Below are 22,224 nucleotides of genomic sequence, written 5' to 3'. Positions count from 1 at the left end.
CTGTGGTGGGGCGTCCGCTCAGCGCGTCTGCAACGATGCCTGCAGGGCGGCGGCCAGGGCAGCATCACCTGACACCAGGTCACGCCAGCGCAGGACCACACCCTTGCGCCGGCCTTTCTCCACCAGCTTCAGGCCCTGCGGATCAAGCGTCAGGGTGTAGTGCTGGCCGTCGATCTCCAGTTCACGCCGCAGTGGCCGGTCCAGCGGCGTCATCTGCGTGCTGCCGATGCAGGCCGGGGGGCGCGTGCCGAGACGTGCCGATGGCCGCGGACATGCCAGCGCCACGGAAAGTCGACGGCGCGGCTGATGCCGATCCGCGGGCCGATGACCGGGTCCGTCGGCGGAGGTGTGCCGTCGCGGGCAATGACCACACCGTGGCTGCCCGTCACCAGATCGGCGCCGTCGAAGCTCTTGTCCAGGCCGAATGCCTGGGACAGCTTGCCTGGGCCGCTGGCAAGATCGCGGTCGTGCCGTGCGGCTGGCCTGAGTTCCCGCATCCTGTCGATGCCCTGCACGGGCTCCGCTGCGCGCAGCAGGACTGCCACGCCCTCGTGTTCCTGCCCGCACACCACGTTGCTTCCCCAGTGGATGCCGTAGCTGAAGTACACGTACAGATGCCCGGCCTCCCCGAACATGCTGGCTGTCCGCGGCGTCGGTCCCCGGTAGGAGTGCGCGGCCGGGTCCTGGCTGCCGCCGTAGGCCTCGACCTCGACGATACGGGCCGCCCGTCCATCGCTGCGTATCAGCAGCGCATTCAGGAGTTCGGGGGCGACCTCCTGCGGCGGACGCTGGTAGAAACGGCGCGGCAGGAGCGTCCAGTGATCGGGCAGCCAGTCAGGCACGGCGGTAGCGGGTCGGCGAACGGGGGATCAGTCTGGCGCTGGCAGGGTGAAGCGGATGCGGACGCGGCGTCAATCCGGTGAACGCGGCGCGCGAAGCGCCGCACGCCGGGCGGCGTAGACTTCCGGCGTCTGCGGTTTGACGAACAGCGCCACCAGTTCCGGGTACTCACGCTTGACGGCGTTTTCGATGCGGGTGATGCAGGCCTCGATCTGCGGCGTATGCCGATCATCCTCGAACTCCGCGCTGAGCATGGCCACCACCTGCTCCGGGCCCATCTGCATGGTGGTCACGCCATTGGCGCGGCGCAGATCGGCATCGGTTTCGGCGACGGCCAGGATGCGCTCGGCCACCGCTGGATGGGCAGGCTCGCCCACCAGCAGACCCTTGGTCTCGCGTGCCAGCAGGAACGCAGTCACCGCCAGAACTGCGGCGATGCACAGCGAGGCCACGCCGTCCAGGACCGGCATGTCCAGCAGTTGCGCAGCGACCAGCCCGGCCAGCGCGAATCCGAGACCGAGCAGGGCTGCACTGTCCTCCAGAAGCACGGTGAACGTGGACGGGTCCTTGCTGCGTCGGAACGCCTCGAAGTAGCCGAGCCTGCCCTTGGTGCGGCGGAACTCGCGCAGCGCCACCCACCACGACGCGCCTTCGAAGAGGATGGAAATGCCCAGCACGCTGTAGCTCAGCACATGGTGGGTCGCCGGTTCCGGCTGGCGGATGTGCTGGATGCCCTCGTACGCCGACACGCCCGCGCCCGCCGCAAACACCAGCAAGGCCACGATGAAGCTCCAGAAATACAGCTCGCGCCCGTAGCCGAATGGATGCACGGCGTCCGGCGCCTTGCCGGCCCTGCGCAGCCCGTACAGCAACAGCACTTCGTTCAGGGTGTCGACCAGCGAGTGCACGCCTTCACTGAGCATCGCTGAACTGCCGGAGATGCCAGCGGCGATGAATTTGGCCACGGCAATGGCGAGGTTGCCGGCCAGGGCGGCATAGATGACGAGGCGGGGACCGGTGGGGGCGGACATCGCAGGGCGGTTCAAGGAAGGTTGCCTGATCTTCCTGATGCTGCCGTCCCCGGGGCGTGCAGGGCGTCCGTCAGCGACCCTTCGGATTCAGGTAGAGCCGCGCGCCGTCGGACTCGCGAAAGCCAGACCACCGTCCGCCACCCGATGCACGGAAACGGCCGTACACCGTGTTGCTGGTGTCGGTCAGCAGCAACTGGTTACCGGAAAGCAGCCAGCGGTTGGCCGGGAAGAATCCCTCTGGACAGCCCGCCGGCACATAGGCGCTGTAGCCGCCGAACCACTCCATGCTCTTCAGTTCGATCGTGCAGGTGTTCCCGTTCTCCTCGCCCAGCGTCCACGTGCCGAACAGGTCGCTGTCACGCAGATCGCGGGGATGGCGGCGTTCCTGGCCCCAGCGATCGGTGTCATCGGGGACGCCGATCTCCAGATCCACGCCGGTGCTCTCGCCGTTCGATTCGGAATGCGTCCGGGAATGGGTGCTGGACTGCGAGGTCATCGAGCCGCTGCTGCCGAAGGCCGTGTCATCGCCGCGCTGGCTTTGGCTCTGGGTGGTCGAGGTCTGGGTGGTCTGCGAGGTCTCGGTGCTCTGCTGGCCAAAGCCGAAGGATGCATCCTGGGCCATGACGGGAAAGGTCAGGCAGCACAGCGCAGCCAGGCTGGTGCGCGGGAGCAGGGCGGGCATGGCGGGAACCTCGGAAGGGCGACCCGGAAAGCATGCGACCGGCAGGGCGGGAGACCGCGTGATGGTGCCATGCCGGCTGTGCAACGGTCCTCACTCGTCCAGAACTTGCGCGATGGCATCGGCCAGCAGCATGCGTACGCGTGGCGTGGGCAGATCAGGGTCGCGCACTGCCCGCATGGCCAGCCCTTCCACCAGCACTCGCAGCAGCAGGGTACGGTGGGCGATCCGCTCTTCGTCCAGCGTGCGGCCACGGCCCGCGTCACGCTCACGCAGCCAGCCATGAATCGCGGCGGTGATCTGCTTGTCGTGGCGGCGCAGCACCTCGGCCAGCGCCGGGTCGCGGTGTGCTTCGGCGTTGATTTCCGCAAACAGCGCTACGCTGGCAATGGCATTGCCGTGGATCGGCAGTACCTCACCCCGTGCCCATTGCTGGTAGCACTCCAGCAGCCCAGCCAGCAGGTCCGGTGCATCCGGCATCTGGCTGATGGACGCTTGGTCGTGCCGGAGCTGGCGCTCGATCAGGGCCAGGATCAGGGCCCGCTTGCTGGCGAAGTAGCGGTACATCAGTCCCTGGCTGATCTGCGCCTGCGCAGCGATGTCGGCGATGGAGCCGGCATGGAATCCCCGGGTGATGAAGCATGTCTGCGCGGCATCGAGGATGCGCCGCCGCTGCGCATCTGCATGGGCGGCGGCGGTATCCGCTGAGGGCGAGGGGACCGCGGGCGTCTGTGTCATGGATCTTCCTGGCTGGGATGAAGGGCCGGGATAGTACTTCACGGATCGCGTGAATGAACGGTCATTCATCTGTCACTGGCCGCCTCCACACTGCGCCGGCCAGCCCCTTCCGTGAATGAGTCCGATGCGCCACCTTCCGCTGCACCGATCCCTCCTTGCCCTGGCCGTTGCCACTACCTTGCCCGCCTTGGCCCGCGCCGAAGAAGCCCCGGCCGCCGATATCTCCAGCGAAACCGCGCGCACCGTGGTCGCCCTGGACCAGGTGGTGGTGACCGCAGAGAAGCGCGCCACCAACCTGCAGGAAACGCCCATATCGGTCTCCGTCGTCGACGCAGAAGCCTTGAAGGATCGGAGTGCGATCTCGCTGGGCAGTCTGTCGGACGGATCAATCCCATCACTGCGTGTCACCCCGTTCGCGACCCGAAGCTCGGCGCTCAACATCGGCATCCGCGGCATCGGCGCATCCGGAGACGCCAATCAACCCGCCCGCGATGCCGGCGTCGGCATCTATGTCGATGGTGTGTTCATGGGGCGTGCGCAGGGCCTGGGCAGCATGCTCTACGACGTGGAGCGCATCGAAGTGCTGAAAGGGCCGCAAGGGACGCTGTTCGGCCGCAATACTGAAGGTGGTGCGGTGAGCATCGTGACAAAGCAGCCAACCGGGGAGTTCGGTGGCAGCGTGAGCGCGGGCGTGTCGAACTTTGGTGGCTACACCAGCGCACTGCACCTGGATCTGCCGAAAGTGGCGGATCTCAGCTTCAAGATCGATGCCGTGCAGGCAAAGCGTAGCGGCACCACGGACAATCCGATGCGCGGCGAGCGCGATTTCAACGCCTATGACAAGCGCGGCGCGCGACTCAGCGCGCTCTGGCAGCCCAGCGATGATTTCTCGCTGCTGTACGCCTTCGACAGGTCCTACGATGCGACCACGCCTTACCACACGCAGGTTCTGGTCCCGGGTGCCTTCCTCAGCCCGCTGCAGCAGGCCGGTGCCAGCCAGGACCGGCGCGACAGTGCGATCCTGGGCGGACCGCAGGAGGACAATATCGGCCGCACCAGCGGACACCTGCTGAACCTGTCCTGGACCCTCAGCGACCAGCTTGAGCTCAAGTCCATCAGTTCCTATCGCGAACTGACCCAAGGCCAGTTCGACATGGGTCTGGTCGATGCGATCTCGGCCTATGGAGGAGCCGGTACGCCATTCGGACGCTACAGCCTTGCCCAGGTCTACCAGCACCAGTACAGCCAGGAGTTCCAGCTGATCGGCCATACCGACCAGCTGCAGTTCCTGGGCGGTGCATTCTTCTACCACGAGACTGCCGGCGACAATGCGCAGACCCCGAACATGCTCGTGTGGGGGCCGGGTGGCAACAGCTACACCGTCAACCCGGCAACCAATCCGCTGGATCTCTCGAAAGTACGCGTGGACCGTGCCAGCAAGGCATGGACCGACAGCCTGGGGGTGTTCGGGCAAGCGACGTGGACGCCGGAGTCGATGGACCGGCTGCACCTGACCGCGGGTGGCCGTTACACACGCGATGACAAGAAGGGCAATCTGTACACGGTCAACGGTGCCGCCACCCAGCTGGCGTTCAAGGACCGCTGGAGCCGCTTCGACCCGATGGTCAACATTGCCTATGACCTCGGCGGCCAGGCCATGGTCTACGCGCGTTACAGCACCGGCTTCAAGGCCGGTGGCGCGAATTCTCGCTCGACGAACTACACCGCGTTCGGCCCGGAAGAAGTGACCGCCTACGAGCTGGGTTTCAAGTCGCAGTTCTGGGACGACCGCGCCCGTCTCAACGTCGCGCTCTTCGACGCCACGATTGCCCACAAGCAGATGGACTTCTCGTTGCCGTTCGACCCGAACAGCGGCGAGACGCGTACCACGATGGTCACCACCAACGCACTGGGCGGCGGCAGATCACGCGGCGCGGAACTGGAGTTCAACGTGATGCCGGTGGACAACCTCACCCTGGCACTCAACTACGCCTACACGAAGATCGATGCGCAGACCGCGGTCGATCCGTTCGGCGCAGGCGTGCAGGTGACCGTGCAGCCCCTGCTGGCGCCGAAGAACGCCGGCAGCATGGCCATCGACTATCTGGTGCCGTTCGCCAATTTTTCCGCGCTGAAGTTCCACGTTGACGGGAACTGGTCCGACGGCTTCTACACCAGCGAGTACGACCAGATGCTGACCGACCGTTCATTCGTGGTCAATGCTCGCGTTGCACTGGTGGATGTACCCATGAACAGCACCGGCACCACGATGTCGTTCTCATTGTGGGCGCGCAATCTGCTCGATGAGCAGCACCTGTTCTACAAGCTCAACAGTCCGGCACTTGGCCAGACCGGCATCTTCAACGACCCGCGCACCTTTGGCCTCGATGTGGCCATCAACTTCTGAAAGCCCTGGAGAACCTCATGAAGACCCATCCTGCCTCACTTGTCCTGGCCCTGATGCTGTGCCTGCCGCCGAGCGTGGCCGCGGTTGCCGCTGATGCCCCGCCGGCGGCGACTGCGAAGCCAGCCCCTGCAGCCGATGTGATGCCAGTTGCCGCTGATGCAGCGCGGGTGATACCGCTGGAGGGTGCATGGAACGTGCGCACCTTCGCCGGTCTGCAGGGCCGCCATGGGCCGATTCCGGCCGAGGCATTCATCCGCACCGCCGACCTCGGTCGCCTGACCGACGCAGACCGTGACGCGCTGGCCGCGGCCGGGGTGAAGCTGGACATCGACCTGCGTACCGCAGACGAGGAACGGCAGTCGCCGGACCTGCTGGCCCGCGATGAGCGCTTCGACTACCAGCGCATCTCGCTGATGGGCACCGAGCAGATGGACCTGCAGAAGATGATGGCCAGCTTCCCCGATACGTTGGGCGATGCGTACGTACAGTGGCTGGGCCACAGCCAGCCACAGTTCAAGCAGGTGTTCCAGCGCATCGCCGCACAGCAGGACGGCACCGTGCTGTTCCACTGCACGGCCGGCAAGGATCGCACCGGCATCATCGCGGGCCTGCTGCTGGATCTGGCCGGCGTGCCCGAAGCGGACATCGTGCACAACTATGCGATCTCAGCCCACTATCTGCAGGGGCAGCCGAAAGACAGCGCCATGAACGCGCAGATCATGGCGCTCATCAGGCAGAATCCGGAGATCGGCCGCAAGATGGCCGGGATGGCCGGGACCGCGCCGGACAACATGGAGCGGTTCCTGGCGGCGCTGCGCAGCCAGTACGGTGGTGCCGAGGGTTATCTGAAGGCGATCGGCGTGAGCGAGCGGGAGATCCGGCAGCTGAAGATCAGGCTGGGCCAGGCTGGCTGAGCGTCGGCATGACGCGTGCGCGGGGACGCGTTGGATGGCGTCCCCGGCCCTCAGGGCCTGGGTTTCAGCCGCGCCACGCGTCGTCGGTACTGGTAGACGTTGTCGCCCTCGATGCGGGTGGCCTCGGTGCCGCGCACCTGGCCCACCTTCTGGTCCGAGCCGCTGACGGGCGCGGCCTGCACTTCGGTTTCATGCTCGAAGGCGTGTGATTTGTCGGTATTGCGATAGTAGCGATACAGCGCCCAGTACAGCGCGGTCGCGCCGGCCGGACCTGCCGCCAACAGCCAGAGGCCACTGTCGTCGCTCATGAGGTCGCCATCAGAATGAGGATTGCCACTGCTTCGATGATCGTGCCGGCCGTAAGGGCTGCCAGCAGCATCTTCCACTGCTGCACGGGCACGCTTCCCATGGTTTCGCCGGTACGCCCGTTCACCGCGATGTAGTGCAGCATGCCGCCGTTGCGGCCGGGCTGATGATAGGAGTACAGCCAGACCGGCAGGTACATGGATACCCAGCGGGTGCCATGCACGTCCAGCTGTTCCTGCTCCCAGCGGACGCCCCGGTTGTAGCCGCGCACCGACGCTTCCACCTGTGCGCGCGCGATCGACAGCAGCTGGTCCTCCAGCCGCGGGCGCAGCGTTTCGACATCGAGATTGCGCTTCTCGGACGTGAAGCCGGCCAGGTAGGACGCGTTCCATTTCACCGCGTTCTTGGTGTCGAACGGCAGAATGGTGTTGATGATGTTGTTGGTGTTGGCACTGATGTCCAGATTGCCGCGCTCGGCAGAGGATTCCAGCGGCAGATCGTCGACGGTGAAGTTCACCTGGCGCTCGATCTGGTAGACATCGGCATCGTATACGGTGCGCTTGTTCTTCTCGCTGCCCACGGTGTATCGGCGGGTCTGGATCTCGCCCTTGCCCGCCACGGCGGCGCTGACATTGCTGTCCACGATCATGTATGGCAGGTACACGCCGACCACGTTCTCGGGCGTGAACTGATCCTTGAAGGCTTTCAGGGCGAACAGACGGCGCTTGTCGACGAACTGGCGGATGCGGGCAACCGCATCGTCCTTGCTGATGTGGAACGGCAGTACCGCGTCCGGTACCGCGCCATTGGCGATCTGCTCGTTGACGCCGAACACATGCCGGCACCAGTGGCAGCGCGCTGTCATCGTGCTCTCGGTGTTGACCGTGACTTCGGCACCGCAGCCGGTGCATTTGAAGCTCATCAGCGCCGACGCATCGGCATCGATGTCGCGTGCACCGCTGGCAATGATGGTGCCACGCAGCTGGTCGATGTTCTCGCCCAGACCGAACGCCTCTTCCACCCGGGCGCCATGCCATTCGTGACGGCAGTACAGGCAGACCAGGATGTCTGTGCCGAGCTTGGGCCGGATATCGGTGGCGCCGCATTTCGGGCACCGGTTCAGGCCGTCCTTCAACTCGGTGGCGGAAGTGTCGATGCCCAGCGGGTCCGGAGCGTCCACTTCGTCGCGGATCGCCTGCGGCAGCTGCGAGGTGTCCAGCGGGAAGCTGCCGGGTGGGGGAGGGACGTCCCGCGGAGAGCCCGGACCGTCCAACGCCACCCCCGGCAACGGCGGCGGTGTCACAGGGCCGGAAGCGGGCAGCGGAGGCGGTCCGTTGCGTGGATCTGACATGTGCGGTTCGCGTCCTGCGGGTTACAGGCCCAGCGCCTTGGCCTTCAACGCATCATAGTCATCCTGGGTGATCAGGCCCAGGTCCAGCATCTCCTTGGCCTTTTTCAGCTTGGCCACCGGGTCATCCGCGGCCGGGGTGGCCGGCTGCTGCATGCCGCCGACACCGAACATGCCCGATGCCATGCCGACCCCCACCAGGCCTGCCGCGCCACCGTTCTCGCCGGCGGACTGGATGCCCTGGGCGACACTGGCCTGCAGGTTGGAGTTGCCGCGCGATCCGGCCAGCGCGTCGGCGCGCTGCACGGTCTTGAGCAGTTCACGGGTAGTGGCGTCGTATTCGATGGAGACGATCGCCGTCTTGACGATGGCCAGGCCGCGATCGCTCTGCCACTGGTAGGCCTGCTCGACGGCAGCCGACAGGCTCTGCGCGAAGCCGATCGAATCCTGCTGCAGCCGGGTGATGCGGTTGCCCTTGCCCGGATCGTTGGTGTACAGGCTGAAGGCCGGCGCCAGCGAACCCACCACCTCATTGAACAGCTGGGTGGCGGCAGCGTTGTCCAGGTCGGTGAAGTCGAACACCTTGCCCGGCTGCAGGTAGGCTGCGGGTACGAAGTTCTTCACGAACAGGATCGGATCAACGATCTTCAACGTGTACGAACCACGGGTGACCGCGCCGACCTGGGTGTTGAGGAAACCGTCATCCCAGTAGATCTCCGACTGGGTGCCGAAACGGTTGTCCGGCAGTTCCTTCAGCGAGACGAAGAAGGCGGCCTGCTGGCTTCCCGGCTGGCCACCGAACTTGAAGCGCTCCCAGCTCTGCTTGATGAAGGTGCTGACCAGGCCATCGCCGGCGAAGAGGGACTGCGAGTTCAGGTCGTCCGAGCGCCATTCGTATCCGCCCGGTTCGGCGACGAAGGCGGTGATGGCACCGTCCTGGAACAGCAGCAGGCCGTAGCCCTCGGGCACGACGATCTTCGAGCCGTTGCTGATGATGTTGGACGACCCCTGGGTGTTGGAGCCGCGCCCGGCATTGGTGCCCTGCGGGACCGCAGCGAACAGGGCTGCGGTGGCCGGCAGGCCGGCAGGCACGGTGTAGAAGTCCTTCCACTGGTCGGCCAGCACACCACCGACCGCACCCTTCACCGCCTGTACCAGACCCATGGCCAACTCCCTGTTGTTGCGTGGGCAGGCACCATGCCTGTCCAGCCCGCCTGAATATAGCAGCGGGCGGGGGCAGGCGTGCCATCCCTTGCAGAATCAGGCCGTGGGCGGCCGTCGCACCGCCTGCAGCACGGCGGCCATGTCCAGCCCACCCAGGCCAAGCCGCTGGGCGCGGTCGAAGAGGGCATCACTGGCCTCGATCAGCGGTGCGGCAATGCCGGCTTCGCGGGCGGCCGCAGCCACCAGCTGGCTGTTCTTCAGCACGTCGGTGATCGATGCCTGCACTGCATAATCGTCGCGCACCATCTTGTCGAGCTTGATCCGCGAAACGTCACTGGCCATCGGGCCGGCATCGAGCACCTGCGCGAAGCGCTCCAGCGGAATGCCGTGCGCTTCGGCGAAATGCACGGCCTCGGCCAGGCCGGTCACCAGCGTGATCAGGTACAGGTTCACGGCGAGCTTCATGCGCAATGCCGCGGGAACATTGCCGCAGGGAACGCATTGTCTGCCCAGCGGCGCCACCAGCGCGGAGGCCTGTGCGACGTCCTCGTCCTCACCTGCCAGCAGGATGACCAGCTGCGCGGCTTCGGCCTGCACCCGCGAGCCGGACACCGGGGCTTCCACATAGCGCCCGCCGGCTGCGCGCACCTGTTGTGCCAATGCCTGCGAATAGGACGCGGAGCTGGTCCCCATGTTGATCAGCAGGCGACCGGCAGCACGCGCGGCGAATTCGGGGCTGTCGCGTGCCAGCACGCTGTCGATCGCCGCGTCGTTGGCGAGCATGAGGATGATCGTGCCGCAGGCAGCGAACACGTCTTCAACGCCATCGGCCACTTCGACACCGGCGGCGACCGCCTCGGCGTCGTTGCGGCCCGAGCGCGACCATCCCAGTACCTGGCTTCCCGTCCGCGCCAGGTGCGACGCCATCGGCGTTCCCATCACTCCGAGCCCGATGAATCCGACAGGCATGACTGCTTCCGCTGGGGACAAGGCGCCCATCATGCCGCAGGGCGCCGGCGACCAGCAGGGATTGACCGCGCGCAGTCGGGGACGCAGGCTGGGCCGGCTCATGGCCGCCCGACACCCATCGCCCCTGTCCGCATCCTCGCACGCCATTGAAGGGGTGGCGTGCGCGGGGGATGCGTGGCCCTGCCTCGTGCATGCGGGGAGGCCATGAACCAGAGCCCTGAACTGCTGCGCCGGTTGCTGCGCGCCCGCGACTGCATGGACCGCGCCAGCCACGAACCGTGGCCGGTCGCCCGTCTGGCCGACGTCAGCGCAGTGTCCGTGGCGCACTTCGCACGCGCTTTCAAGCAGGCGTTTGGCATACCGCCCCATCGCTACCTGCTCAGCCGACGCATCGAGCGGGCGGTTGCCCTGCTGCGCGAGACAGACCTGCCCATCACCGAGATCGCACTGGCGACCGGCTGGGCCAGCCTGGGCACCTTCGGTCGCGTCTTCCGTGACATCACCGGCGCCAGCCCGGGTGCTCTCCGCGAGCGCGAGCAAGCGAAGGGGGCAGCGCAGGGTCGGGTGCCGGAGTGCCACGCCCGTGCGGCGCGACGCCCGGACCTGAAGAGCGCAGTTCTGGAGAAGCGGCGACGCGACAGCGCTGCTAACGTCGCCCCCGACTCAGGGAGGTCCCATGACGAACAGCGTGAATGTGGTCGGCCTGTACGTGCGCGACCAGGATGAAGCACTCGATTTCTACGTCGGCAAGCTCGGCTTCGAGGTGGATACCGATGTGCGCAACGGTGACTACCGCTGGCTGACGGTCCGCAGCCCCGGGCAGGACGGCGTCCAGCTTGGCCTGTTCCGGCCCGGTCCGCCGGTCCACGACGCCGCCACCACAGCGAGCCTGCAGCAGCTGCTGGCCAAGGGCGCGATGCCGCCACTGGTGCTCGCAGTGGACGATTGCCGCGCCACTTACGAGGCCTGGCGGCAGCGCGGGGTCGAGTTCACCCAGGAGCCGGTCGAGCGCTACGGCGCGGTCGACGCCGGATTCCGTGATCCTTCCGGCAATGGCTGGAAGATGATCGAGGCCCGGTCTGATGCGAGGCGCCGGGCATGACCCGCGGGCGCTGGGCACGCCCCGTGCACCGCTGGACATCGATCGTGTTCACCGTGGCCGTGATTGCCAACTTCGTCGCCAGGGGCCTCGGTGGCGGCGAACCGCCGCCGTGGATCACATACTCACCGTTGCCGCCCCTGTTCCTGCAGCTGTTCACCGGTCTGTATCTGTTTGCGCTGCACTACACCGGGCGGCGCCGCCATGCCGTGTCCGGTTGACCCCATCACGCCACGGCGCCGGCCGCGTGGGCTGCCAGCAGGGCCGGCAGCTCATCCATGCGCTGGAACACCCGATGGACGCCTGCGGCGCGCAGTGCCTCCGGGGTGCTGTGGTGTGGCCCGCCCTCGCTGAAGCCGAACACGGTCGCGCCCGCGGCTACGCCGGCCGCAGCGCCGGTCACGGTGTCCTCGATCACCGCACAGCGTTGCGGCTCGACGCCCAGCGAGGCGGCAGCGGCCAGGTAGACATCCGGATGCGGTTTGCTGCGCGGCATGTCCTGGCCGCTGAAGACATGGCCCTGGAAGGCGTCGAACAGACCGACCTTGCGCAGTTGCAGCTCGACCTTGTGCAGGTCCGCGCCGGACGCGCAGGCGATGCGGCCGCCGGTGGCCGCGTGGATGGCGCGCACGGCTTCAGGGGCACCTGCGATGGCGGTCAGGTCCCGCTCCAGGGCACGATTGCGCTGCTGACGGAACTCCTCCAGCCATTCGGGGGTGAAGGGTTTTCCCGTGCGCTCCTCGATCAGGCCGGCCAATCCGGCGACGGACTTGCCGAGAAAGACCTCGCCTGCCTGGGCGGGGGTCAGCAGCCAGCCGCGCGCACTCAGCATCTCGGAGAGCACGCGGGCCACCAGCGGCTCGGAATCCACCAGTACGCCGTCGCAGTCGAACAGCACCGCATCGAAGGGGTAGGGGGACATCGACAACTCCTGCCAGTGAAAGCCCATCATTATCGCCGGTTCGCGCAGCGCCGGGTTGCCGGGCTGCGGATGGGATGCCGAGGGCGCGCCGACTACAGGCCCGGCTCCCGTCCCATGCGATGCGCCAACGCGAAGATCGCATCGGCCCCGGCCTGGGCAGCGTCCCTGTCTTCCGGCTGCAGGTTGCTGGTGAACAGGTCCTCGACCGACTCCGCCCCGCACATGCCCGACTGGCCGCACAGGCGGTTGAGCAGCGGAGAGTCGATTCCGCAGGGGATGCCGAGCCGGCATCCGGCGAGCATCCACGCCGCTGTGGCGACCTCGCTGCCGGCGGGAACGGCCTGCAGCTGCTCGCGCCTGCCGGCCGCCGTCGAACCCATCAGGTTGGAAAGAGCCACGTACGCCTCGCCATCCTCCTGCAGGAGGACGGCTTCAATCAGTGTCCTGTGATCGGCCAGGGGCAGGTCAAAACCTGCATGCAGGATCTGCTCTTCTATCTGCGCCACCAGACTGCCCTGCCGGGCGGCCAGGCTTCGGTAGTGCCGGACGTTCCTGATGCTCTCGAGAATGCGCAGCGACACCCCGGCACAGCGCCTCTGCAACCAGGCATGGCTGCGTATCAGAGCCGCACGGCGCTCGGGCGGGATGTCGATCGTCGCGATTGCCGCAGGGTCGAGGAACATCGTGCACTCGTCGTAGATCCGGCTCAGGGCCAGGCTGGCGTCGGCGTCGCCGGTGCGCGAGCGCTGCTCCAGGTCGGCGATGAGCAGATCCAGGCGGGCCGCCTCGCGGTAGCGCGCCATGGGTGAAAGCACGGGCTTGGCCTGTCCGGTACCTGCGGCGGCTGCCGACGCCGGCGCACCGTGCAGCGCAGCCTCGGCTCCGGTAGTGGCCGTGGGTGATTGCGTGCTGTCCGCAGACCGCCGCGAGGCGACGACAAGCGTCATCGCCAGGAGGACCAGCAGGGCGGCCACGCACGCGGCCAGCCGGAACGGGAACTTCACCATCGACCTCTTCTTGGCAACCGGATCCACCGGCACGGGCAGGGAGCTGTCTGTATGCCTGCATCGGCACGCTCGAGCCTAGCACGCCGCATTCATGTTCAAGCCCGGCGAGACGGGGCGTTCCCGCCATGTTGCGTCGCAAGGTGTCTCCCACCATTCGCACTGGTACGGTCCGGCTCGTCGCACTGCAGCGACGGGGAGAAACGACGATGCGCAAGATGCTGCTGCTGTTGATCCTGTTGACCGGCCTGTCACCTGCCGCCTGGGCGGTGACGGTTACCACCACCCATCAGACGATACCCAGCTGGGACGGAACACCGCTCGGGGTATTCGTCATCCAGCCGCAGGGGCAGGGCGAGGGACGCCTTCCGCTGCTGGTCATGCCCAGCAGTTGGGCCGTTCCCAGCGTGGAATATGTCGGCGTCGCGCAGTCGCTCGCCCAGCGCGGCTATATCGTGCTCAGCTACAGTTCGCGCGGATTCTGGGAGTCGGGTGGGGCGATCGACATCGCCGGACCGGCCACCGTGGAGGATGTCAGCGCGCTGATCGACTGGGCGCTGGACAACACCCGGGCCGATCCTGCCCGCATCGGTGTCTCGGGCATCTCCTACGGCGCCGGCACCAGCCTGCTGGCGGCGGCGCGTGATCCCCGCATCAAGGCGGTGGCCGCACTGAGCGGCTGGGCCGACCTGGAGGCGGCGCTGTACAGCAACAACACGCCCAGCGCGCAGGGCATTGCCCTGCTGGTGGCCGCCGGCCTGGCCACCGGTCGTCCCGGTGAGGAGCTGGCCACGATCAACCGCAAGGTGGTGACCGGCAACTTCCAGGGCGCGGTGGAATCGCTGCTGCCGGTTGCGGCACTGCGCAGCCCGTCCGCCAGCGTGGCGGAGATCAACGCCAACCGCCCCGCCATTTTCCTGGCCAATGCCTTCAACGACAGCCTGTTCCCGCCCGGCCAGCTGGTGGACTTCTTCAATGCGCTGACCGGTCCCAAGCAGCTGCAGCTGCGTCATGGCGATCACGCCCTCAACGAGGCGCTGGGTGCGCTGGGGGTGCCGAATGAGGTCTACGCCTCGGTGGGGGACTGGTTCGATCACTACCTCAAGGGCGTGGCGAACGGCATCGATCGTGCCCCGGCCGTGCAGCTGAAGTCGCAGAAGGGCAGCTGGAACACCTATGCAGACTGGCAGGCGACCCGTGCCGGCGCGACCCAGTACGCGCTGACCGCGCCGGGCGGACTGCTGCTTCCCACGGGCGGCCTGGTCGAGAACGGGCGCAGCAGTGGCTGGAGCTACCGCATCGGCAGTGGCCTGCCGACCGCTGCCAACTCCGGTGTCGCGATGGTGTCCGGCTCCCTGCAGATGATCAACGTTGCGCCTGGCGCCTACGTGCCCTTCATTGGCCGCAATGCCGCCGGCGTCTGGCAGAGCCCGGTCTACTGGAGCGCCCGTCGCCTGGATGGCATGCCGGAAGTACGCGTCACCGTCACCCCCAGCCGGGCCGACACCACGCTCTACGCGTATCTGTTCGTCGAGGACGTCCTCGGCAACGGGCAGCTGATCAGCCACAAGCCGTACACCCTGCGCGGCGCGACCCCAGGGCAGGCCAGCACGCTTGATCTGCGTCTTGAAGCGAGCAGCTGGAACATCCCGGCCGGAAGCCGGCTGACCCTGGTGATCGACACCGTGGACCTGCGCTATGCCGGCGTCAGCCAGCTGGGTGGAACGGTCACCTTCAGTTCCCCGGCCAACGCACCTTCAGTCCTGCGGGTGCCCCTGCACTGAGGCGATGCCGCCTTCCTTGACGGAGGCGCGTACGGTGGAGGAAGTGCGCGGCGCCGCTGCCAGCGGCGCCTGCTGCATCCGCGTGCCATGCGCCGCATACCATCGCAGGTCTGCGATGAAGCCCGCGATGTCGCGGGCCAACGCCGGGTCTGCCGTGCGTTGGCGCAGTGCCGGCATCAGGGCCCGCGCGATGGCTTCGATGCCACGCTCGCCAGCGATGGCCGCGCTGCCGCAGATGCGATGGGCCAGGTCGCCGGCCTTGCCCCAGACACCCGCCTCGACCGCGACCTGGAGATCCTGCAGGTCGCTGTCATACGATTCCCAGAAGACCTCCAGCATTCCGCGTGCGACTTCATCCCCCGGTCCCCGGCCCAGCCAGGCCCTGAGCTGGAAGGTGGAGAGAGGTTTGGTCACGACGTGATCGAACCCTGCTTCGGCGCACTCCCTGGCATGTTCGACGCCTTCCATCGCTGAGATCGCCAGGATTCTGGCACGCCCCTGCTGTCGCGAGCGTTCAATCGCGCGGATCCGTCGGCACAGTGCGTAGCCGTCCATGTCGGGCAGGTTGCAGTCCAGCAGGATCGAGCCGAACTGAGGATCCGTCTCGATCACGCGCAGGGCATGTGCGGCGTCTGTCGCCAAGGTCACCGGCAGCCCCATCGCCTCGATCTGCGCCTTGAACATCCGTGCACTGTAGATGTGATCTTCCACGATCAGTACCGATGGATTTCCAAGCGGAGCAGTCGCCTGCGGTTGCAGTGCGGGCGTCGGAGCAGAAGGTTCGCCGTGCCGCGCGTGACGCGCGGGAAGCACGACGTGGAAACGACTGCCTTGTTCGGGGCTGCTCTCCACACGGATGGAACCCCCCAGCCGCTGCGTGATGCGTGAGCAGATGGACAGGCCCAGGCCAGCGCCGCCCAGGGCGCGTCCCTGCCGGCTCTGCCAGTAGTCGGAGAACAACGCTTCGCGCTCCTCGGCACTCATGCCGATGCCGCTGTCGATGACCTCGATGTTCAGCGTGCAGTGCCCGGACGTGCCGGCCTCCACCCACAGGCGCACACGTACGTCACCGTTGCGTGTGAACTTGATCGCGTTGGACAACAGGTTGACGACCACCTGCCGCACCACGATGGGATCGATCCACAGATCGCCCGGCTCGCCACCGGGCAGTTCGACATGGCATGTCACGTTGCGCTCGCGCGCCTGCGGGCGGAACGCGCGCACCGACTCCTCGATCAGGGGGCGCAGCGCGACCCGCGTTGGCTCCGCTGCGCGGCTGCCTCCTTCAAATCGCGAGTACTCCAATGCGTTGTTCAGCAGAAGACTGAGGCTGGAGGCACTGGCCAGGGCTGCATCGAGGGCCTCTTCCTGCTCCGGAAGCACGGGTCCCTTGCCGAGCAGGTCGGTTGCCGAAAGCAGCGCATTGGCCGAATTGCGGATTTCATGGCTGACCACGGCCAGCATCCTTGCCTTCTCCTGCGCGGCGCGTTTGGCCAGATCCCGTGATTGCTTCATCTGGTAGGCCGCGAACGCCAGCGCCAGCAGGACGAGGGCGGCGGAAATCGCTTCCGTCCGGTAGTACAGCAGGATTGCGCCGATCGAGGGCGGCGTGCGGTACACCGTCTCCAGCCAGCCATCGATCACATCCCGGTGATGCGCGACCGAAAGCGCGCGGAGTCCGCTGTCGATGGTGTCCAGCAGCGCCTTGTCCTCGCGCCTGACCACCGCACGCACCACGATCGGCAGCTCCGCGACCGCACCGGACGCGACCAGAGTGTGCTGGAAATAGCGACGGATCACCGGGTTGTACAGCGCATCGGTTCCCAGCGCCGCATCCGCCGTTCCCGACTCGACCGCACCGAGGATCTGCGGCACTCCCGTGAACTCCAGCACCTTGATATCCGGATGATGGCGCCGGATCCAGTCAACGTACTGGCTGCCCTCGCGTACGGCGACCACGTGGCCGGCCAGCGCGCCAAGCGTAGCGAAACCGGGCCCCGCCGCTCGCGAGAACAGCAATGTCCTGCCCTCGAAGTAGGGTGGCGACACCAGGAAGCGGTCATCCTGTGGAAGATCCAGGTCCATGACCGAAGGCACAAGATCCACCTCGCCCGACTGAAGCTGACGGTAGGCCTCCGCGGGCGATCCGGTGGGTACGAACTGGAAGCGGACGCCCGCGAGCCCGGCGATGTGCATCATGTAGCGATAGGCGGAAGCACCTTTCCCGGTGGCGAAGCCAACCGCACGCCCTCCATCAAGCTGCGGATCGGCGGCCACACGGATGATGCGCGCCTGCGTGGCGTCGTCGTTGCGGGAGGAGTGATGGACGCCGGCAGCAAGCGCGCAGAGCACAAGCGCGGCTGCAGCCAGCAGCCCGGCCATTCCTGTTGATCGTTTCATCGGCCTTCCAGAGGCGGGCAAAGCACGTGAGCGGATCTCACGGGACGTTGTGCTGAAGAGGCCGTGGCGGCACGGTGCTGTCACCCCCCCGGTGCTCCTCCATTTCGGTGCTGGAAGGCTAGCAAAGAGTGCCCGATGCGTCTTTGCAACTAATTGTATTGGAGAACCTGAACGAGCCGTACATCATTCGTGCCCCGGCCCGCTGCTGCCGTCCCACTACACGAGGTGCCAACGCGACTCTGGGCGTGCCCCATCGGCAGACACGCTCACTCCAGTCCCAAGTCCGATGCGAACCTGAAGAGTTCGGCATTGCTGCTTACGCCGAGCTTGCGCATTGCTGCACGCTTCTGGGTGCTGACCGTCTGCTTGGTGATCGCCAGCTCGAGCGCGATCTCGTTCACACCCTTGCCCGCCAGGAACAGATGTACCACCTGCGCTTCGCGGGGCGAGAGCAGTTCGCCAGCGGAGTCGAATCCGTTCACATCCCGGCTGGCCAGGATGGCAGGTGAGAAATACCGGCGCCCCTGTGATGCGGCCAGCAGTGCTCTGGCGACATGGTGCAGGTCATCCGACTTGCTGACCACCGCAGCCACCCCCCGCGTGAGCAGCACCTGGATGATCGGCCACTGGTCCATCGCGGTGAGCACCACGATCCGCAGTGCGGGGTGTCTGCTGCTCAACGCGTCCACCAACGCCAGCCCATCGCTGCCGTCGCCAGCGGGCATGGAGTAGTCGACGACAGCGACATCGGCAGGCTGGACAGTGAGGAGGTCCAGCAGTTCGACGCCGTTCGCAACGCTGGCCAGGCATTGGAATCCTGCCTGCTCATCGATGATCGCCTCAACCGCAAAGCGTGTGATCGGATGATCGTCGGCAATGACAACATGCTCGACTCGGTCTCTCATGGTGTTTTCCTTCGCATTGGGTTTCGCGAACAGGAAACTTCCGGCCAACCTGACAAGCGTCAACAGAAGGAGGCGCGAATAATGCCTGTCGAATTCATCATCGCCGATGATCACCCCGTGGTCACCATCGGCGTTGCCCGGCTCGTCGCCGCACACCCGGACCTGTCCCTGCGGGGGTGCGCGAGGAACTCGAGCGAGCTCGTCAACCTGCTGGCCACCACCAGCGTGCAGGTCGCGGTGATCGATTACTCGATGCCGGGTGGCGAGTATGGCGACGGCCTGTCATTGATCCGCTTCCTCCTGCGACGCTTTCCTCGTACGGCACTCGTCCTGCTCACCGGGAACGACAGCAGCCACATCATCGAGCATGCGCAGCGGGCCGGCGTGAAATGCATCGTTGCCAAGTCCGATCCGCTGGAGTACCTGCCACCGGCCATCCTCGCCGCGGCGGTCGGCAAGAGCCACCTGTCGCCGCGGATGCTCGAACTCGCTTCGCTGCATGAGCAGTCACCGGGCGTGGTGCTGTCCGGGCGCGAGCTGGAGGTCCTGCGCCTTCTGGTCGAAGGTTACAGCCAGCGCGAGGTGGCCCGCCAGCTTTGCCGAAGTGTACAGACCATAAGTGCACAGAAGCGCTCGGCAATGAAGAAGCTCGGCCTCAGCAGTACCATCGATGTCCATCGCTATGCTGCCGCCAACGGCTGGGTGACCTGTGCCGATGGCGGATAGCCCTGCGGCTTTTGCGAACTAATTCGATTGTGGAAGTGAATTCCCATCCATACAGTGGCTTCAACTTAACTCGTAGTCCGGGGAAGCGGAATGGCCATTGAACTGGATGCCTGCGTAGCCGGAGTGCTCGCACGGTTCGCTGCCCTGGATCTCGAGCAGCAGCGGTGTTTCCTTGATGCATTGAACGGTTACATGTATGCGTCCGCGCCGCAGCGGAAGCAACTGCGCAGCAGGTGGGAAAGCCGCCGTCGCGACGAGATCGGCGGCCGCCGCGCCGTGCCCCGGCAGGCCTAGACGGGCATGCGGGTAGGATGGAGTGCGCGCAGACATCATCGCTGTTCCGTGATGGCCGGGATCTGCACCGATTCCCGGTACAGCGCAGCAACGCCCGACCTGGCGGCGCCTGCCTGCTCGAGCAATGCCTCTTCTACGGGCAGAAGTGCCGAGCGACATGCATGCACCACGTCCTTGCATTCCATCATCATCCATTTCGTCTGACTGTCGTCCATCACGATTCTCGAAAGCACGCGCGATGCTTTGCGCAATGCGATCTCCCGCGATGATGCGTGGGCACAGACATAGGCGTAGAGCGGCGGCGCCAGGCCATGGCGATCACGCCGCAGGTCGAACTTCATCAGAAAGCACACACGCATCCGAACACCGCATCTCCGGCCTGGTCAAACGGCACGCCATCGCGCCGCCAGTGCAGCTCCAGCGGATTTCGCTGCAGTGCAATATGGCAACAGTGCAATCAAGTGCGCGTTCTTTCCATAGAACTTTTATCAATCATCCGCTGCTGAACAGAGGGGTGGGGCAGTCGGCGCTGAATTTCGGAGTTGTTCGATTGAGCGCCTGGACTGGCAGTCATAGCATGAGCGGCGCGCCGGCACGGGGAACGGTCGGTGGCCATCACCTACATGGATCATGTCGAGGGGTAAGACGATGTTCGCAGCGGGAGCCGGAGTACTGTCGGACCTGCGTCACTGCCTGTGCCGTGGTTCCGCAACGACGCCGCGCAATGACGCTGCCATCGTGGATCCATCATCTGCATCGGAAGACGCGGGGGTGCGGAGCGCCATTGCCTTCCTGTGTCGATTCCCTGATCGCGATGTGCCGGTGATCACCAGCCGGTTCATGGGCCGGTCGCTGACGGTCAGTATCGGGCTGGAGCCCCGGGGCGTCGGTCACGCGGGAAGGCCGCCCACGGCAGCAGAACTGCGCGCACTCCGCAGCGCGTGCGGTCGCGGTCGCATCCACACTGTCGCCATCGCCACATGCACTGCGGCGCCGATCACGCTGCACGGCATGTTCCGCTCGGTGCCCGATGGCGAAGGCGTGCTGATTCTGTGCGCTGACGATGGGGTCCGCCGGCACGTGATCGATCTGATGGGGTTGTCAAACTACTGTTCCAGCTGCGGCATCATCACGTAATTCGACGGTACAGCGCGCACTGCACAAACCTGAGCCGTTCATCCGCTCGGCCCGGAACTTCGAATTATTCGGAAAAGTTGCATACCCAGGGAGAGTACCCCTCCCTATCGTAGCGCCCTTCAGTGAAGGCGGTGTCGGCAGCGCCACACCCCGGCCTCAAGGAAGCCTCGATGAAACGCCTCATTCTTTTGGGCGCAGCGTTGCTGTTGCCCACGTTCGCCAGCGCCGAAATGCCATCGATCCACGTCGGGGCGATGTACGAGTATCTGCTGCCCGACCAGGGCGCATTGCTGAAGCGTGTCCGCAACAGCGGTGACGCCACGGCATTCGTGCGTGTGCAGGTCACCGAGGTGCGTTACACGCAGGACAACACGCCCTACGAGGTCGATGTGGAGCCTGGCCTGTACGGCGGTGACGGCAGTGCGCTGATTGCCAGCCCTTCGCGCCTCATCGTTCCCCGCCAGGGGCAGCAGGCCACGCGGCTGCTCTTCCACGGCAATCGTGACAAGGAGCGCTACTACCGGGTGCGCTTCGTGCCTGTGCTGCCGAAGAAGGAGGACGAGTTCGCCCTGACCGAGGCGCAGTCCGAGGACTATCGCCGTGCCATCGCGGCCGGCGTCAACGTGCTGACCGGCTATGGCGTCTTCGTCATCGTGCATCCGGAAGCGCCGTCGCCCGATCTGCGCACCGATCGCCAGGCCGACCGCACCGTGGTGCACAACGCGGGCAACAGCACCGTGGTGCTCGACAACGTGCGCCAGTGCAGCACCGGCACGCAGCCCGGGCAATGCGGTGCCTCGCGCAGGGTGCATCTGCTGCCCGGGCGCAGCGAAGCATTCGCGCATCTGCCTGGCCAAGACCATCGCTTTGAAATTGTCGAGGGGAAATCCCGCAAATCCGTCCTGCTCGACTAGCAGCTTCCTCTGAAGCTGCGTCCACCGCCGCACACGTCGGCATTTTCCAACCCTGGAGCAATTGCAATGAACCTGAAGTCCATCACCGTGGCCGCCCTGGCCGCCCTTACCCTGTCGCCGGCCGTCGCCTTCGCCGATCCGGAGCAGTTCCCGCTGCAGATCAACGTCACGGCCACCGTGCCGTCGCCGACCGGCCTGCAGATTTCCCCGGTGGGTGACTGGGCCGGCGAAACCCAGGACCTGCCGTGGAACATGACCACGCAGCGTCTGGAGCCGGTGCAGAAGCAGATCGACATGAAGAGCGGCCTGGGCGCGATCACTGCGCACCTTGCCTACGACGCCAAACTGGCGGCGGACGCCGGTGAAATGCCGATGTCGGTTTCCGTGGCCGGCAAGACCCTGGCCGTGGGCCCGGCGGCCGCCGTTGAAGTCGCGACTGAAGTCGAGGCCGCGGCTGGCAAGCGTGCCCTCGTGTCCATCGCAGCGGCGCCGGCCGGCGGCGACTACCTGCAGGGCAACTACAGCGGCACCGTTTCGATGATGTTCGAAAGCCGTTCGCCGTAAGCACAGTCCTGTGCAGACCGGGCGCGCCCGTGCCCCTTTGGAGCGCGGGCGCGCCCGTCAGTCTTACTCAACAAGAAGC

At 66.1% G+C, this 22,224-nt stretch carries 25 protein-coding genes; 10 read left to right on the top strand and 15 right to left on the bottom strand.

Annotation, left to right across the window (positions count from 1 at the left end; genetic code table 11):
- Positions 1 to 18: 18 nt before the first annotated feature.
- From ACZLIF_RS11410 to ACZLIF_RS11390, 5 genes are all read right to left on the bottom strand, one after another.
- The gene (locus tag ACZLIF_RS11410; RefSeq protein ID WP_111186911.1) at positions 19 to 213 is read right to left on the bottom strand and encodes a hypothetical protein; all 195 of its coding nucleotides are present in this window, start codon (positions 211 to 213) and stop codon (positions 19 to 21) included.
- A complete protein-coding gene (locus ACZLIF_RS11405) occupies positions 210 to 842 on the bottom strand; it encodes a DNA-3-methyladenine glycosylase (protein ID WP_065176091.1) in 633 nt (210 codons plus the stop codon). Before ACZLIF_RS11405 ends, ACZLIF_RS11410 begins: the two co-directional genes overlap by 4 nt.
- 69 nt (positions 843 to 911) lie before the next feature.
- On the bottom strand, positions 912 to 1,871 hold the full coding sequence (locus ACZLIF_RS11400) for a cation diffusion facilitator family transporter (RefSeq protein WP_053515898.1): 960 nt from the start codon (positions 1,869 to 1,871) through the stop codon (positions 912 to 914).
- Between the two features lie 70 nt (positions 1,872 to 1,941).
- Complete coding sequence (locus ACZLIF_RS11395; RefSeq protein ID WP_128989697.1) at positions 1,942 to 2,553, bottom strand: AprI/Inh family metalloprotease inhibitor; 612 nt, start codon at positions 2,551 to 2,553, stop codon at positions 1,942 to 1,944.
- Positions 2,554 to 2,643: 90 nt separating this feature from the next.
- Positions 2,644 to 3,288: a TetR/AcrR family transcriptional regulator gene (locus tag ACZLIF_RS11390; protein WP_128989699.1), complete on the bottom strand. Its 645-nt coding sequence runs from the start codon at positions 3,286 to 3,288 to the stop codon at positions 2,644 to 2,646.
- Positions 3,289 to 3,412: 124 nt separating this feature from the next.
- Here ACZLIF_RS11390 and ACZLIF_RS11385 point away from each other — a divergent pair, with 124 nt between their 5' ends.
- Together ACZLIF_RS11385 and ACZLIF_RS11380 are read left to right on the top strand one after the other, a co-directional pair.
- A complete protein-coding gene (locus ACZLIF_RS11385) occupies positions 3,413 to 5,695 on the top strand; it encodes a TonB-dependent receptor (protein WP_206733988.1) in 2,283 nt (760 codons plus the stop codon).
- A 17-nt stretch (positions 5,696 to 5,712) separates the two neighbouring features.
- Positions 5,713 to 6,609 carry a tyrosine-protein phosphatase gene (locus ACZLIF_RS11380; protein ID WP_128989703.1) on the top strand — a complete coding sequence of 299 codons (897 nt, stop codon included), beginning with the start codon at positions 5,713 to 5,715 and terminating at the stop codon, positions 6,607 to 6,609.
- Positions 6,610 to 6,659: 50 nt separating this feature from the next.
- Here the strand turns inward: ACZLIF_RS11380 and ACZLIF_RS11375 are convergent, their stop codons facing one another.
- From ACZLIF_RS11375 to ACZLIF_RS11360, 4 genes are all read right to left on the bottom strand, one after another.
- Positions 6,660 to 6,917: a hypothetical protein gene (locus tag ACZLIF_RS11375; RefSeq protein ID WP_053515893.1), complete on the bottom strand. Its 258-nt coding sequence runs from the start codon at positions 6,915 to 6,917 to the stop codon at positions 6,660 to 6,662.
- A complete protein-coding gene (locus ACZLIF_RS11370) occupies positions 6,914 to 8,266 on the bottom strand; it encodes a TFIIB-type zinc ribbon-containing protein (protein WP_128989705.1) in 1,353 nt (450 codons plus the stop codon). The genes ACZLIF_RS11375 and ACZLIF_RS11370 overlap by 4 nt, the downstream gene beginning before the upstream one ends.
- Before the next feature lie 21 nt (positions 8,267 to 8,287).
- Positions 8,288 to 9,427 carry an SPFH domain-containing protein gene (locus ACZLIF_RS11365; protein ID WP_128989707.1) on the bottom strand — a complete coding sequence of 380 codons (1,140 nt, stop codon included), beginning with the start codon at positions 9,425 to 9,427 and terminating at the stop codon, positions 8,288 to 8,290.
- A gap of 96 nt (positions 9,428 to 9,523) precedes the next feature.
- A complete protein-coding gene (locus ACZLIF_RS11360) occupies positions 9,524 to 10,396 on the bottom strand; it encodes an NAD(P)-dependent oxidoreductase (protein ID WP_128989709.1) in 873 nt (290 codons plus the stop codon).
- A 204-nt stretch (positions 10,397 to 10,600) separates the two neighbouring features.
- Between ACZLIF_RS11360 and ACZLIF_RS11355 the strand changes: the two genes are divergently transcribed.
- From ACZLIF_RS11355 to ACZLIF_RS11345, 3 genes are read left to right on the top strand one after another with little or no spacing between them, the layout of a single operon-like run.
- Positions 10,601 to 11,122 (top strand): helix-turn-helix transcriptional regulator, encoded by a 522-nt coding sequence (locus ACZLIF_RS11355; RefSeq protein ID WP_128989711.1) that lies wholly within the window; start codon positions 10,601 to 10,603, stop codon positions 11,120 to 11,122.
- Positions 11,073 to 11,498, top strand: coding sequence for a VOC family protein (locus tag ACZLIF_RS11350; protein ID WP_128989713.1), 426 nt, complete (start codon positions 11,073 to 11,075; stop codon positions 11,496 to 11,498). Before ACZLIF_RS11355 ends, ACZLIF_RS11350 begins: the two co-directional genes overlap by 50 nt.
- Positions 11,495 to 11,716: a hypothetical protein gene (locus ACZLIF_RS11345; protein ID WP_128989715.1), complete on the top strand. Its 222-nt coding sequence runs from the start codon at positions 11,495 to 11,497 to the stop codon at positions 11,714 to 11,716. Before ACZLIF_RS11350 ends, ACZLIF_RS11345 begins: the two co-directional genes overlap by 4 nt.
- A 5-nt stretch (positions 11,717 to 11,721) precedes the next feature.
- On the opposite strand, the gene ACZLIF_RS11340 is transcribed toward ACZLIF_RS11345, so the two are convergent.
- Both ACZLIF_RS11340 and ACZLIF_RS11335 read right to left on the bottom strand, forming a co-directional pair.
- The gene (locus ACZLIF_RS11340; RefSeq protein WP_478461953.1) at positions 11,722 to 12,417 is read right to left on the bottom strand and encodes an HAD family hydrolase; all 696 of its coding nucleotides are present in this window, start codon (positions 12,415 to 12,417) and stop codon (positions 11,722 to 11,724) included.
- Between the two features lie 92 nt (positions 12,418 to 12,509).
- Entirely contained in the window at positions 12,510 to 13,424 is a 915-nt protein-coding gene (locus ACZLIF_RS11335; protein ID WP_128988155.1) for a hypothetical protein, read from the bottom strand.
- A gap of 206 nt (positions 13,425 to 13,630) precedes the next feature.
- Here ACZLIF_RS11335 and ACZLIF_RS11330 point away from each other — a divergent pair, with 206 nt between their 5' ends.
- Positions 13,631 to 15,205 carry an alpha/beta fold hydrolase gene (locus ACZLIF_RS11330; RefSeq protein ID WP_478461952.1) on the top strand — a complete coding sequence of 525 codons (1,575 nt, stop codon included), beginning with the start codon at positions 13,631 to 13,633 and terminating at the stop codon, positions 15,203 to 15,205.
- On the opposite strand, the gene ACZLIF_RS11325 is transcribed toward ACZLIF_RS11330, so the two are convergent.
- On the bottom strand, positions 15,179 to 17,605 hold the full coding sequence (locus tag ACZLIF_RS11325) for an ATP-binding protein (RefSeq protein ID WP_128988157.1): 2,427 nt from the start codon (positions 17,603 to 17,605) through the stop codon (positions 15,179 to 15,181). The two genes, ACZLIF_RS11330 and ACZLIF_RS11325, sit on opposite strands and share 27 nt — an antisense overlap.
- Before the next feature lie 266 nt (positions 17,606 to 17,871).
- Positions 17,872 to 18,624, bottom strand: coding sequence for a response regulator (locus tag ACZLIF_RS11320; protein ID WP_241685943.1), 753 nt, complete (start codon positions 18,622 to 18,624; stop codon positions 17,872 to 17,874).
- On the opposite strand from ACZLIF_RS11320, the gene ACZLIF_RS11315 reads away from it, so the two are divergent.
- A complete protein-coding gene (locus tag ACZLIF_RS11315) occupies positions 18,592 to 19,236 on the top strand; it encodes a LuxR C-terminal-related transcriptional regulator (protein ID WP_164972354.1) in 645 nt (214 codons plus the stop codon). The two genes, ACZLIF_RS11320 and ACZLIF_RS11315, sit on opposite strands and share 33 nt — an antisense overlap.
- Before the next feature lie 60 nt (positions 19,237 to 19,296).
- Here ACZLIF_RS11315 and ACZLIF_RS11310 read toward each other — a convergent pair whose 3' ends face one another.
- The gene (locus ACZLIF_RS11310) at positions 19,297 to 19,566 is read right to left on the bottom strand and encodes a hypothetical protein (protein ID WP_128988160.1); all 270 of its coding nucleotides are present in this window, start codon (positions 19,564 to 19,566) and stop codon (positions 19,297 to 19,299) included.
- Positions 19,566 to 19,871 (bottom strand): hypothetical protein, encoded by a 306-nt coding sequence (locus ACZLIF_RS11305; RefSeq protein ID WP_128988161.1) that lies wholly within the window; start codon positions 19,869 to 19,871, stop codon positions 19,566 to 19,568. The genes ACZLIF_RS11310 and ACZLIF_RS11305 overlap by 1 nt, the downstream gene beginning before the upstream one ends.
- Before the next feature lie 307 nt (positions 19,872 to 20,178).
- On the opposite strand from ACZLIF_RS11305, the gene ACZLIF_RS11300 reads away from it, so the two are divergent.
- The 3 genes from ACZLIF_RS11300 to ACZLIF_RS11290 all read left to right on the top strand — a co-directional run bounded on the left by ACZLIF_RS11300 (position 20,179) and on the right by ACZLIF_RS11290 (position 22,145).
- On the top strand, positions 20,179 to 20,667 hold the full coding sequence (locus tag ACZLIF_RS11300; RefSeq protein WP_128988162.1) for a hypothetical protein: 489 nt from the start codon (positions 20,179 to 20,181) through the stop codon (positions 20,665 to 20,667).
- Between the two features lie 170 nt (positions 20,668 to 20,837).
- Complete coding sequence (locus ACZLIF_RS11295) at positions 20,838 to 21,581, top strand: molecular chaperone (protein ID WP_128988163.1); 744 nt, start codon at positions 20,838 to 20,840, stop codon at positions 21,579 to 21,581.
- A 66-nt stretch (positions 21,582 to 21,647) separates the two neighbouring features.
- A complete protein-coding gene (locus ACZLIF_RS11290; protein ID WP_128988164.1) occupies positions 21,648 to 22,145 on the top strand; it encodes a CS1 type fimbrial major subunit in 498 nt (165 codons plus the stop codon).
- Positions 22,146 to 22,224 lie beyond the last annotated feature (79 nt).

It is taken from the genome of Stenotrophomonas sp. 2201_Sma, assembly GCF_056486685.1.
The sequence above is the reverse complement of the archived record's forward strand: the minus strand, read 5'-3'. Positions and strand labels throughout refer to the sequence as shown.